This window comes from Azospirillum sp. P4_B5, assembly GCF_056402275.1.
This window is the reverse complement of record NZ_JBFUHT010000056.1, coordinates 16,862-28,493: the sequence shown is the minus strand read 5'-3', so window position 1 is coordinate 28,493 and position 11,632 is coordinate 16,862. Positions and strand designations below refer to the sequence as shown.

The following is an 11,632-nucleotide window of genomic DNA, read 5'->3' as shown; positions in this document are numbered from 1 at the left end:
GCGGGCGGAGGACGGCAGCGACCCGCGCCTGCAGATCAACGCGCAGAACTGCGTGCACTGCAAGACCTGCGACATCAAGGACCCCACCCAGAACATCAACTGGGTCGTCCCCGAGGGCGGCGGCGGCCCGAACTATCCCGGCGGGATGTAAGGACCGCCCCGGCCGCCGCTCTACCGCCGGGGGCCGAAGCGCTTGCGCGGGGCGCCGCGGAAACCGGCCTTGGGCGGCGGCTCGCGCCGCTGCCCGGCGGACCGCGCCCCGCGCGTGGCGAGCAGGTCGGCCAGACGCCGGCTGATCTCGCCGCGGCGGCCGCGCACCGCCTCCCGCTCCGGGAACAGGGTCGGGAACTTGCGCGCCGCCCAGTAATACCGGTCGCAGGCCCGCGACAGCCCCTCCAGCGCCGCCCCGTCCAGCCCGTCCAACCGCGCCGGGACGAAGCGCCCGAGCGGCGACGGCTCCCCGGCCTCCACCGCGCCGAGGATGGCGGCGAAGATGCGCGCCTCCGCCTCGTCCTCCAGATCGGCGGGGACCAGCAGCAGGTCGAGCTTGGCCGGCAGGCTCAGCCGCCGCTCGTCCAGCATCACCGCCAGCCGCCGCATTCCGGACAGGTCGCCCACCCGGTAGGGCGACCCCGCCGTGCGGGCGTCGGCGAAGCAGTCGAGCAGCAGGACCGTCTCCTCCGTCCCGATGTGCTCGGCCAGACGGGCCAGCATGGCGCGGGTCGGCCGCACGGTCAGCGGGGCGTCGGCGCGCAGCCGCCCGTCCGCCTTCTCCAGCAGGGTGCGCAGGGCCTGCGGCGTGCCCCGCCCGACCACGCCGAACTCCCCCGACTCGAACTTGCCGAAGCGCCCGGCGCGGCCGGCGATCTGCTTGACCTCCGTCGCGCTCAGCGGGCGGACGCTGGTCCCGTCGAACTTCTCCAGCGCGGTGAACAGCACGCGGCGGCAGGGCAGGTTCAGCCCCATGCCGATGGCGTCGGTCGCCACCACCACGTCGGCCTCGCCGGACAGGAAGCGCGCCGCCTCCCGCCGCCGCACCTCGGGGGCCAGAGCGCCGTAGACCGCAGCGACCGACAGGCCCTTGGCGCGCAGCGTGTCGCGTACGGAATGGATCTCCCGCCGGGAGAAGGCGATCAGCGCGTCGCCCGGCTCCACCTCCTCCCAGTTCAGGCGGCGGTCGATCAGGGTCAGCGGCACCTTGCGCTCCAGCTCGATCACCTCCAGCCGTTCCCCGAGATGGTCCGCCACCCGCTCGACCAGCGGGCGGGCCTCGGGGGCGCCCAGGATGTAGACGGTCTCCGCCGGGGCGCCCATCAAAGCCGCCGTCCAGGCCCAGCCACGGTCCGGATCGGCGAGCATCTGGATTTCGTCGATCACCGCCACCTCGACCGGACGGTCAGGGTCCATCACCTCGATGGTCGAGGCGGTGTGGCGGGCGCCCGGCGTCGCAATCGCCTCCTCGCCGGTCAGCAGGGAGGCGGGCGTGCCCTCGGCGTTCAGCCGCTCCATCACCTCCAGCGCCAGCAGGCGCAGCGGCGCCAGATAAATGCCGTCATAGGCGCCCTTCAGCGCCTCGATGGCGTGGTGGGTCTTGCCGGAGTTGGTCGGGCCGACCACTAGGACCAGCCGCCGCCCCAGCCCACGGGCCACCGGGAACAGCTTCTCGAAGCGGGCGAGGTCGAAATGGCGGTCCACATAGGCGCGGCCGCGCGCCTCCGCCCGCTCGCGCCGCCAGACGGCGAATTCGCGGTCCCAGCGCTCCAGCAGTTCGTCCACCCCGTGCCGGTTGCGGGCGGCGCGGGACAGCCGGTCGGCCAGCGACGCGAAGGTCCAGGCATCCTGCGTCCCTTCCGCCTCCCCGGCGTAGCGGTGCAGCCGGGCGGCGGCGCGCGACAGCGCGTCCTCCAGCGCGGCGGCCAGCGCCGGGTCGCCCTCCAGCCGGAGGGCCAGATCGTCGTCCGTTAGGTCGGCCAGTTCCATGGCGTCGAGAACGCGCGACACCTGGAGTCGCACCGGCGCCAGCAGGCCGGGCCAGGGCAGGTCCTCGCTGCGCACCGCCCGGACCCGCGTGCGGTCGTCCGCCGGGTGCAGGCTGGTCGACCAGCCCTCCAGCGCGCGGCGCCCCTGGGCGAGCAGGGCGTTGCGCCGCCGCGCGCGGTCGAGCGTGCCCTGGATTTCCAGCAACACCGCCTCGCGGCGCTCCACCGGGACCAGCAGGTCGCGCTTGCCCTTGGGCAGCGGCAGGCCGAGCGGCACCAGACCCAGCCCCTCGCCATGGGCCACCCGCGCCACGCCCGCGGCGGCGGCGGACACCACGTCGGGGTGGGCGCTGGCCAACTCGTGCACCAGATGCGGGTCGGCGGGCTCGCCATCTCCGGACGGGGCGGCGTTGGAAGTGTCGGGGGAGGTCATGTCCATAGGGCGCGGTCTCTGGAGAACTTTTCACAAATTCGCACTGGCGGTCCGTGGCCATCCATGTCATGAGCCACGTCCCGCAGGGGCAGTCCCGGCCCCGAGGCAGGCATCAAGCCATGACCAGACCGCTCCGCGCAAAGATTCTCCGACCCGACATCGATCCGGCCCACCGCAAGGGCGCCAGCGGGGAGAACCGCTGCCGCTGCTGCGGACGGCCCGGCGGCGCCGTCGTGCGCTGCCTGCCGGACGGGCGCTGGTACGACGCCGCCGACCAGACCTGGCGCGACGGGCGCGGGCGGCGGGCGGCCTGGCCCGACGTGGTGGAGTATGCGGAGACCCACGACGTGCAGGTCGTCGTCCGCCCGGTCCGCCCCTCCGGCAACCCGGAGGCCCGCCCGAAGAATCTCTGCCGCCGCTGCCACATGCAGGAGGAGGCGCTGCGCAACGCCATCCGCTCCCGCATCCGGGCGCGGATGCGCCGCGCGCTGGGCGACCTGTTCCTCGGCGACTATTCGGCGCCCGGCATCCTGGAGCGCGCGATGGCGCTCTACCGCCGCAAGCTCTGACCCTTAACTGACCCTCAAGGGGTCGCTACACGGGCTCCTGCGGCTCGCCGGGCATGGGCGGGGCCTCCACCGGTTCGTCCGGCGGGGCGTCGGGCGGCAGCGGCATGGGGATCGGAATGTCGGGTTCCTGCCGGGGCGGCGGGTAGGGGCTCATGTCCGGTCTCCGGTGATGGGGCGGGGTTGCCCTGTGGAAACACCGCCCCGCCGCATTCGCTCCGTTGGTTTCTCCACCGGTGCGGCGCATGACCAAAATCAAAGCGGCGGCCCGGATCATCGCGGACAATGCCCGCGAAAGGATCGCCCGCCCATGCCCCGAAGTTTCATTCTCGCTCCGCTTGCCAAGACCCAGGCCGATCAGGCGCTGCCCGTCGTCCAGACCCTGCACCGTGACATGACGCTGGACGAGTGGCGGCAGGTGGCCGCCCTGTTCCTGCAGGACGGCGGCGATGGCGGGGTGATGGCCTGCGAGATGAGCGACGGCCACATCCGCGGCCTGTTCTGCTACCGCGTCAGCGCCGAAGGGATGATCCGCGTGCTGACGGTGCCGATCTTCATCGCGGTGGGGCTGTTCGACGCGGCGGTGACCTCGGCGGCGCAGGCCGACGGCATCGACCTGCTGGCGCGCAAGCTGGGCTGTTCGACGGTGGTGGTGGACGAGCGCGGCTGCGTCGTCGCGGCGACCGCGCCGAAGCTCGACGCCGCGGGCCTGTTCAGCCGGCTGGGCTACCGCCGGGTCGGGCAGGCCTTCGTGAAGGACGTGGCGGCGGGGTTCGGCGGCGAGGGCTATCCGGTGGCGGGCCGGGCCTGAAACGGAATGGAACGCGGGATCAGGCGGCGGCTTCGAGCACCGCCGGGTTCTCGATGCGGATGCGGTCGTTGGTCAGGCGGGTGATCGCCCCGGCACCCTCCAGCTTGCGCAGCACGCGCGACAGCGTTTCCGGGCGCAGGCCGAGATAGGCGCCGATGTCCACCTTCGGCATGGGAAGGAAGACGCTGGGCGTGCCGTCGGCCAGGGGCCGCGACCGCCGCGACAAAGCGAGGAGGAAGCTGGACACCCGCTCCACCGCCGTCTTGCAGCCGAGCAGCAGGATCTGGTCCTGCGCCGCCAACAGCTCGACCGAGGTCATGGCGAGCAGCCGCCCCTGGACCGCCGGGTGCCGCTCCATCAGGCGGCGCAGCGCCGTCCGTGACATCCGGCAGACGGTGGAGGCGGTGACCGTCTCCGCGGTGTAGGCGTAGCCCGTGCCTACGGCCAGCCCGATCACGTCGCCCGCTGTGGCGAAGCCGGTGATCTGCTGCCGGCCGTCCGGCAGGGTCTTGTAGAGCTTCAGCATGCCCGACATGACGGTGAAGACGGCCTCGGCCTCTTCCCCCTCCATCACCACCGGGGTCGCCGACAGCAGGTCCAGCGGACGCGACGTCGTCGACAGGGTCGGCAGATCCCCAGCGGCCAGGGCTCCGCACAGGCCCTTGCTCCGCGCCGAGCAGCCGGCGCAGCGGCCGGTCACCGCCTCCGCCGACCGCGGCTGCGGGGCGGGCATCGGCGGCGGAGCGACGGCTGCGGTGGTGGTGGCGGCGACGGAGAAGGTCATGGCTGTACCTCTGGGCTGTCTCGCTTCGGCGCCATGGAACGGCGCGCTCGCTTCGGACGTCCGGCCCAGACCAAAGCATCAGACTAAGGTCTTGGAACCGAGCCAAAGGTATGAGTTGCGACCAGGAGCCGCCCTGATCTGGATCAACCGGACCCGGGATCGATAGGCGACGGGGCGACCGGACAAGACAACGGCCCGGAGGATGGTCCGGGCCGTGAGGCATGTTTTCGCTGAGGTTCAGACGGTCCGGCCGGGCCGTCCGCGGGGCGGGAAGCGGCTGGAGGTGGCGCGCATGGTGCCGTCCGCCATCGGTATGGCCCCGGACTCCGCATCCTCCTCGTCGCCGCGGGGGCGGCGGGACTCGCGGTCCGTCACCCGCGCCGCCTCGGCGCGGGAGATCGAGGATTCCAGTTCGCGGATGCGCGCCTGCAGGCTGCCGACGACCGCAGCACCCGCCTGACGGGACTTGAACTGTTCGAGATCCTGCTTCAGGCGGAGCAGCTGACTCTTCTGTTCCGGGAGGCTCGGCCCGTCGCGGCGCTTCGTCACGCGATAGACTTTTTCGTCGAATCGGTTCACTGCGTTTCTCCTGTCTGCTCTTAAGCAGATTGGGTCGACGCGCCGCTGCACCATCGTTCGAATGGGATAGGCCCTGGATTTCCACCGCTGGTGGCAGCGGAAGCGGCCTCTTTCCGGCGGTCAGGGCATCCGTTCGTTGACGCTCCGCTCGGCGGCGACCGCGGCGGCCAGGGCGTCGCGGTAGCGGCGCAGCCGCGCGTAGGTCGGCCAGGCCATGCCGACCAGCGGGTCGCACCAGTGGACCAGCACCATCAGCCCCATCCCGGCGAATCCGCCGATCAGCGTGCCGGAGAGCAGGCCGGGCAAGGCGCCCAAGATCCAGGGATCGGACAGCCGCCCGGCGTCGTAGGCCTGCACCCCCGCCATCCCCAGCGTGGCCGCCAGGGCCAGCAGGATCCCGACACGGCCCGGCGCGTACCAGATCCCCAAGTCGTCCCGAGTCAGCCCGTAATCCTCGGGCACCGGTCGCGCCATGGCGTCCGAGGCGCCGCCCGGGCGCGCGTCGCCATCCCGGGACGTGCCGGTCACCTCGACCGGCGTTCCGCCCCCTTCGATCACCCGCCAACGCCGCCGTGGGCAGCCGCCATCGTCTTCCAGCCGTTCCATCGCGCGATATTGCGCGGGCGGAGGGGATTCGGCAACGGCGCTGTTGCGCGGTGCTCTCGCCCGGAGATTCAGCCGGGGCGGCCTGCCGCCGATCCCGTACCGGCCGCCGGCCGGAAACCGCCATCGGACAGCATGGCCTCGCAGTCCGCCTCCTGGGCATACTTCACGATGCTGCCGTCCGCCAACCGCAAATCATAAGATGGATGCCCACCCAGGGTCCGCGCGACCACCATGGCGTCCTGCCCATGATGCCGGACCTTCGTGCCCAGTCGCAGCATGGTTCCAACCCCCACATCCCGAGTTTCGTTAACCAAACCTTACCTCAGGTTGCCGTCAACGGACGAGCATCAAAAAGAGGCATCGGGATGGGACGGCGAGCCGCGGGGATGAGGTGCCGCGGGGGTGAGATGGTGTGTGGGGGAATCGTGTCACAGGTCGGTGCCACCGTAAAGCGCGTTCCAATCTCGTCCGCGACCCCACCGACGCTCAACCATTGACTGTATCAGCATCATTTCCAGCGGCGCCCGTGTGCCTGGGGCGCGTTTGCACCCACCGCGCCGATGCACCTGGAGCTTCTCCTAGGTGTGGAGCCGGTGCAGCCTCTTCTGGTCCATGACATGACCCTCGTGGGCCAGCGGGTTCTTCAACCGGGTGTTCTCGGCCTTCAGCGCCTTCAGCTGCTGTGCCTCGGAAACCTCCCACCCTCCATACTTGGCTTTCCAGGCGTAGATAGCCGCCTCACTGAACCGGCTGCGTCTCATGCGCCCAACTCCTCTCGATGATGGGCTTCACCTATGACTGGAGGAATTTCCCGGTCTCAGGGCAGGAAACCGGCCGTCAAAGGGAAGGGCATGAAGGAGAAGTAGCCGACGAAAGGAGTGACGCCGACAGGGTACGCCAAGCTCAAGCTAGGCGGTGAGCAACCATTCTTGTCGATGCGCAGACTTTCTAATCAATGTGAAAGCATATCTGTCCGACTGCAAAGGCGCAATATTGCCACAGGAATCACTTGCATTAACATAATATTAACTATGATTATTATTTTTCCGTTAAGCGGATCACCTCAACCTCTGGGCTAAGACGTTGGTCTAGAGTTCTATGAGGTTTGAGATGGCTGCCGAAACTACCGAACTGATGGACGTCACCTTCACGGTGAACGCCTGGGGCGCTCCCGCCGGCGGGAAGTGGCCGCATTTCGTGTTGCGGCTGGATGGGGTTGACATCGGGCAGGCGACCGTCGCATCGGCGTCGCTGGGCCGTTACAGCTTCAGCGCCCGCGTTCCGGCCGACAAGGCCCACAAGCTTCAGCTGCAATACGACAACGACGGCTCCGTGAACGGGGAGGACCGCAACCTCTTCGTCAAGTCGTTCGAGGTGAACGGGAAACCGATCCTCAGCATCGACCCGTTGGTGACCTACGACACCGGCGACATCGACGGCAAGAACGTCATCGCCGGGCAGACCGAGATGTACTGGCGCGGCGCGCTGAACGTCGATCTGCCCAAGACCCTGTTCGCCAGCGCGCAGGAACCCGAGCCCGAGGCGCCGGCCACCATGACGACCGAGATCGTCGTGAAGGCCTGGGGCGCCGCCGCCAACGGCACGCCGCCGCATTTCAAGCTGCTGGTGGATGACAAAGTGGTCGGCGACGCCTGGGTCAGCGCGACCAGCCCGACCGGCTACACCTTCAAGGTCGACGTGGACCCCAACGAGGCCCACAAGATCCAGATCCATTACGACAACGACGCCACCGTCAACGGCCAGGACCGCAACCTGTTCGTCCAGGGCATCACCATCGACGGGCAGGAGATCAAAGCGACCGACCCGCTGGCCTCCTACGACAAGGGGCCGGTGGACGGCAAGTTCGTGGTCGCGGGCCAGGAAGGGCTGTTCTGGGGCGGTGCCCTGACCTTCGGCGTGCCGGAGGAGTATTTCGACGGCCCCTACGTCCCGCCGCCGCCCCCGCCGCCGCCGGTCACGCTGACGCCGACCGACATCGTCGTCACCGCCTGGGGCCAGTCGGCCGGCGGGGTGGCGCCGCATTTCAAGCTGCTGGTGGACGGCAAGGTGGTCGGCGAGGGCCGCGCCACCTCCAGCGACCCGCAACCCTTCCGCTTCACGGTCGATCTGGACGCCAAGGAAGCCCACAAGATCCAGATCCACTACGACAATGACTCCGTGGTGAACGGGCAGGACCGCAACCTGTACGTCAAGTCGGTATCCATCAACGGCCACACCGTCGCGGCGACCGACAGCATCGTCACCTACGACAAGGGGGCGGTGGATGGAAAGGACGTGGTGAAGGGGCAGGAAGGGCTTTTCTGGGGTGGCGCTCTGAACGTGGACGCCCCGGCGTCGCTGTTCCAGCCCGCGGACGAGCCGCCCCCGCCGCCGCCGTCCGGCCCGGCCTTCTACGTCGCGGCCAACGGCAAGGACACGTGGTCGGGCAAGCTGTCCGCGCCGAACGCCGACGGCACGGACGGCCCCTTCGCCTCGCTGGAGCGCGCCCGCGACGCCATGCGGGACAGCGACGTCGACACCACCTATGTGCGCGAGGGCACCTACCGCCTGACCAAGACGCTGGAGCTGACCGGCGCCGACAACGGCCACAGCTTCCGCAACTATCCCGGCGAGACGCCGGTGCTGAACGGGGCGGAGAAGGTCACGAACGTCGTCAGCGAGGGCAACGGGATCTATTCCGCAAAGCTGTCGCAGGCCACCGACCTCGATCTGACCATCGGCGGGGTGCGCCAGACGCTGGCCAGCAAGGGCATCGTCGACGCCGACAACCCCACCACCACCGGCTGGTACTTCGCCGACGCGGCCAACGGCGGCCCCAGCGGCTGGTCGGTGCGCTACCACACCGGCGACATGTCGTCGGGCGACATCATCCCCGGCATGAAGATCCAGCTGATGGACGCCGAGCGGCTGTCCGACACGCTGACCGAGATCGCCGGCGTCAACGACGCCACCCGCACCATCACGCTGAAGAACGGCGTCTCGCTGCCCTTCGCCGAGGGGACGACCTACAAGCTGCTGAACAACCCGTCCTTCGTCGATCAGGCGGGCGAGTTCGCGTGGCGCGCGTCGGACAAGTCGCTGGTGTTCAAGCCGGAAAACCCGGCCACCCTGGCGCAGGACGGCGTCGAGGTGGCGCGGCTGGGCACGCTGATCCGCCTGAACGGCAGCAGCGACGTGACCATCGAAGGGCTGGGCTTCACCAACACCACCACCTGGGGCTACGCGGTGGAGCTGAAGGGGGCGTCGGGCAACAGCATCGGCAACAACAGCTTCCTCAACGTCGGCACGGCGATCAAGCTGACCGCGGCCTCCTCCAACAACCTGGTGGGCGGCAACACGCTGGACCATCTGGCGGTCAACGGCATCGAGTTGGACGGGCGCAGCAACGGCAACACCGTCTACGCCAACGACATCTCCCACGTCGGCGAGGTGCGCAAGGGAGTGGCCGGGATCATCGGCACCGGGGTGGACAACAACCTGATCGCCCACAACGACGTGGACTCCAGCGCGCGCTACGGCATCTCGCTGAAGAACTGGGACTCCAGCAACATCAACCGCAACAACGTCATCGAGTACAACCGCGTCACCAATTCCAACCTGGAGACGGCGGACGGCGGCGGCATCGAGGTGCTGGGCCGGTCGAGCGTCGACACTGGCACGATCATCCGCGGCAACTGGGTGGAGAGCGTGGGCGGGCTGGCGACCAGCAACACCGACCAGTGGCTGACCAACCACAAGGGCTTCGGCATCTATCTGGACGACATGGCCGGCGGCGTCACGGTGACCGGCAACTTCCTGAAGGACACCGGGCTGGCCGGGGTGCACATTCACGGCGGCGACAACAACCTCGTCACCAACAACTTCTCGATCATCGCCAGCAACGCGGAGGAGTTCATCCGCGTCGGCTGGGCGCCCAAGCACGGCGATCCCGGCCTGCCGCGCAACAACACCATCACCGGCAATGTCGTCAGCGGAACGCTGCCGCTGGACGACTACATGGAGCTGCTGACCGCCGGAAACCCGGTGATCGATGGCAACCTCGTCCACAACGTGCCGCGCTATGGCGACAACGACGTGACGGGCAAGCCGCTGTTCAACAACCCCTATTGGGGCGACTACTCGCTGCAGGCGAACTCTCCGGCGCTGGCCATGGGCATCCATGACCTGGATTGGGCGATGATCGGCCAGAACGGCTACACGGCGTCGGACGGCATGCCGCATTTCTGGGACGCCTGATCCCCGGCCCGGACCGGGCCCAAGCGGGATCGGACGCGGGATCAAAAGCGGGCGGAGGCTTGTTCTTCCGGGATATGTCCCGGGGAAGGAGGCTCCGCCCGTGCTCCCGCATTTACAACCCTTGCCGCGTTCCGCCGCCGTCCTTCTGCTGGCCGCGGCCGGGGGGCTGGCGGGGTGCGCCGATCCCCGGGCCGACGTCGCGCTAGCCGCCCAGAGCGCGCTGGTCGGCATGCCCGAGGGGACGCTGCTGTCCTGCGCCGGCGTGCCGCACCGGCAGGCGGCCAGCGGCCCCCTGGAGTTCCTCGCCTACCGGGCGGGTTCCGTCGACTACTATGCCCCGCCGCCCCCGCCGGTGGGCTACGGATGGGGGTATCCGTGGGGCTATCCCGGCTGGCGCCATCGCGGGCTCGACTACGACCCGTGGGACTACTATCCTCCGCGGGCTGGCGACGTGGTGGACAACCGGTGCGAAGCGACCTTCACTTTGAGGAACGGGGCCGTCGAGCGGCTGGTCTACCGGGCGTCGTCGCTGGGCGCCTGCGCCGCGATCGTGCAGAACTGCATGGCGCTCGTGCCGCAGAGCCTCCCGCCAAGGCCCACCCCATCCGGCTAGAGCCGGCATAAGCATCCACCGTGACACCATCGAGGAAAACGTCGGCGATGAAGGCACCGCTCCGCTCGACTCTGCTGATCCTGTGCGCGTTCGCTTTTCTGGCGAGCCAACCTGCCGCGTCGCAGGACGCGCAGAGCGAGACGAAACCGAAGTTCGGGCCCGACGCCGTGCCGATGACCCAGGACCGCGAGCATCTGCGCAAGGCCGGGGCTCCGGACTTCTGGGCGATGATCCCCTACTACACGGCCCAGCAGACGGGCAGCGCCTGTTCGGTTGCCAGCGTGGCGATGATGATCAACGCGCTGCGCGGCCTGCCACCGCTCTCGTCCAACCGGCTGGTCACCCAGGCGCGGGTGCTGAACGAGGTCGATGACGACGGGTGGAAAGCGGCCACCGCGGAGAACGGGGACGGCGTGTCCTTCGCCGACTTCGCCGGGCTGGTCCAGAGGTCGGTGGACGCCTTCGGCCTGGACGCCACGGTGGAGGTCTTCCGCCCCAAGGACACTTCGCCGGAAACGTTGGGCGAACTGCGGCGCATCCTGGACGAGAACGAACGCGACGACAGCGACATCATCCTGCTGGCCTACGACCAGGGCACGCTGACCGGCGACGCCACGGTGGGCCACATCGCGCCGCTCGGCGCCTACGACGCCGAAACCCACCGGGTGCTGGTCATGGACGTGGACCGGCTGTGGTATGTGCCCTACTGGTCGAGCGACGAGAAGTTGCTGGAGGCGATGGTGAAGCCCGACCGCTCCGATCCCACCGGCAGCGGCCTGATTCATGTGCGTCTGAAGGATGTCCGGCTGAAGGGGCGGACGGCAGGATAACAGCGTTGCCTCATGTTGCGTCGCAGCGCGACCCGTTGTCGCATTTCGTAGCCGTGGATCAACCAGGATTGAGCTAATGATTAACCTCACAGCGGTTAATTTCTAGGAGATTTGAGAGAATGTTTCGTTATTTTGCCCTCAAAGAAATTTAATTTCGCTTTTTGTCGCCATGCG

12 protein-coding genes and 1 pseudogene are annotated in these 11,632 nt (G+C 68.9%); 6 read left to right on the top strand and 7 right to left on the bottom strand.

Annotated features, from left to right (window positions below; genetic code table 11):
* On the top strand, positions 1-151 hold a 151-nt coding region (locus AC1DVI_RS28580; protein WP_476960848.1), incomplete at its 5' end, for a 4Fe-4S dicluster domain-containing protein.
* 20 nt (positions 152-171) lie between these two features.
* Here the strand turns inward: AC1DVI_RS28580 and AC1DVI_RS28575 are convergent.
* Positions 172-2,418, bottom strand: a complete 2,247-nt coding sequence (locus AC1DVI_RS28575; protein ID WP_476960847.1) for a helicase-related protein — start codon at positions 2,416-2,418, stop codon at positions 172-174.
* Between the two features lie 113 nt (positions 2,419-2,531).
* Between AC1DVI_RS28575 and AC1DVI_RS28570 the strand changes: the two genes are divergently transcribed.
* Complete coding sequence (locus AC1DVI_RS28570) at positions 2,532-2,981, top strand: hypothetical protein (protein ID WP_476960846.1); 450 nt, start codon at positions 2,532-2,534, stop codon at positions 2,979-2,981.
* Positions 2,982-3,006: 25 nt separating this feature from the next.
* On the opposite strand, the gene AC1DVI_RS28565 is transcribed toward AC1DVI_RS28570, so the two are convergent.
* Positions 3,007-3,135: a hypothetical protein gene (locus AC1DVI_RS28565; RefSeq protein ID WP_476960845.1), complete on the bottom strand. Its 129-nt coding sequence runs from the start codon at positions 3,133-3,135 to the stop codon at positions 3,007-3,009.
* Between the two features lie 153 nt (positions 3,136-3,288).
* Here AC1DVI_RS28565 and AC1DVI_RS28560 point away from each other — a divergent pair, with 153 nt between their 5' ends.
* Entirely contained in the window at positions 3,289-3,789 is a 501-nt protein-coding gene (locus tag AC1DVI_RS28560; protein ID WP_149166504.1) for a hypothetical protein, read from the top strand.
* A 19-nt stretch (positions 3,790-3,808) separates the two neighbouring features.
* Here AC1DVI_RS28560 and AC1DVI_RS28555 read toward each other — a convergent pair whose 3' ends face one another.
* From AC1DVI_RS28555 to AC1DVI_RS28535, 5 genes and pseudogenes are all read right to left on the bottom strand, one after another.
* Entirely contained in the window at positions 3,809-4,573 is a 765-nt protein-coding gene (locus AC1DVI_RS28555; protein ID WP_476960844.1) for a Crp/Fnr family transcriptional regulator, read from the bottom strand.
* Between the two features lie 237 nt (positions 4,574-4,810).
* Complete coding sequence (locus AC1DVI_RS28550) at positions 4,811-5,152, bottom strand: Gas vesicle protein V (protein ID WP_476960843.1); 342 nt, start codon at positions 5,150-5,152, stop codon at positions 4,811-4,813.
* A 120-nt stretch (positions 5,153-5,272) separates the two neighbouring features.
* Positions 5,273-5,758 carry a hypothetical protein gene (locus tag AC1DVI_RS28545; RefSeq protein ID WP_476960842.1) on the bottom strand — a complete coding sequence of 162 codons (486 nt, stop codon included), beginning with the start codon at positions 5,756-5,758 and terminating at the stop codon, positions 5,273-5,275.
* Positions 5,759-5,826: 68 nt separating this feature from the next.
* Complete coding sequence (locus AC1DVI_RS28540) at positions 5,827-6,036, bottom strand: hypothetical protein (RefSeq protein ID WP_476960841.1); 210 nt, start codon at positions 6,034-6,036, stop codon at positions 5,827-5,829.
* A gap of 351 nt (positions 6,037-6,387) precedes the next feature.
* Positions 6,388-6,516: pseudogene (locus AC1DVI_RS28535) on the bottom strand (transposase); the annotation flags it as partial.
* Between the two features lie 352 nt (positions 6,517-6,868).
* Between AC1DVI_RS28535 and AC1DVI_RS28530 the strand changes: the two are divergent.
* From AC1DVI_RS28530 to AC1DVI_RS28520, 3 genes are all read left to right on the top strand, one after another.
* The gene (locus tag AC1DVI_RS28530) at positions 6,869-10,015 is read left to right on the top strand and encodes a carbohydrate-binding domain-containing protein (RefSeq protein ID WP_476960840.1); all 3,147 of its coding nucleotides are present in this window, start codon (positions 6,869-6,871) and stop codon (positions 10,013-10,015) included.
* Between the two features lie 100 nt (positions 10,016-10,115).
* Positions 10,116-10,628, top strand: a complete 513-nt coding sequence (locus AC1DVI_RS28525; RefSeq protein WP_476960839.1) for a hypothetical protein — start codon at positions 10,116-10,118, stop codon at positions 10,626-10,628.
* A 47-nt stretch (positions 10,629-10,675) separates the two neighbouring features.
* Positions 10,676-11,458, top strand: a complete 783-nt coding sequence (locus tag AC1DVI_RS28520) for a phytochelatin synthase family protein (RefSeq protein ID WP_476960838.1) — start codon at positions 10,676-10,678, stop codon at positions 11,456-11,458.
* Positions 11,459-11,632: the final 174 nt, after the last annotated feature.

What these genes read in the sequence shown, in the direction of transcription:
- AC1DVI_RS28575 (WP_476960847.1), bottom strand. Translation starts at nt 2,418, where the DNA reads ATGGACATGACCTCCCCCGACACTTCCAACGCCGCCCCGTCCGGAGAT.
- AC1DVI_RS28570 (WP_476960846.1), top strand. Translation starts at nt 2,532, where the DNA reads ATGACCAGACCGCTCCGCGCAAAGATTCTCCGACCCGACATCGATCCG.
- AC1DVI_RS28565 (WP_476960845.1), bottom strand. Translation starts at nt 3,135, where the DNA reads ATGAGCCCCTACCCGCCGCCCCGGCAGGAACCCGACATTCCGATCCCC.
- AC1DVI_RS28560 (WP_149166504.1), top strand. Translation starts at nt 3,289, where the DNA reads ATGCCCCGAAGTTTCATTCTCGCTCCGCTTGCCAAGACCCAGGCCGAT.
- AC1DVI_RS28555 (WP_476960844.1), bottom strand. Translation starts at nt 4,573, where the DNA reads ATGACCTTCTCCGTCGCCGCCACCACCACCGCAGCCGTCGCTCCGCCG.
- AC1DVI_RS28545 (WP_476960842.1), bottom strand. Translation starts at nt 5,758, where the DNA reads ATGGAACGGCTGGAAGACGATGGCGGCTGCCCACGGCGGCGTTGGCGG.
- AC1DVI_RS28540 (WP_476960841.1), bottom strand. Translation starts at nt 6,036, where the DNA reads ATGCTGCGACTGGGCACGAAGGTCCGGCATCATGGGCAGGACGCCATG.
- AC1DVI_RS28530 (WP_476960840.1), top strand. Translation starts at nt 6,869, where the DNA reads ATGGCTGCCGAAACTACCGAACTGATGGACGTCACCTTCACGGTGAAC.
- AC1DVI_RS28520 (WP_476960838.1), top strand. Translation starts at nt 10,676, where the DNA reads ATGAAGGCACCGCTCCGCTCGACTCTGCTGATCCTGTGCGCGTTCGCT.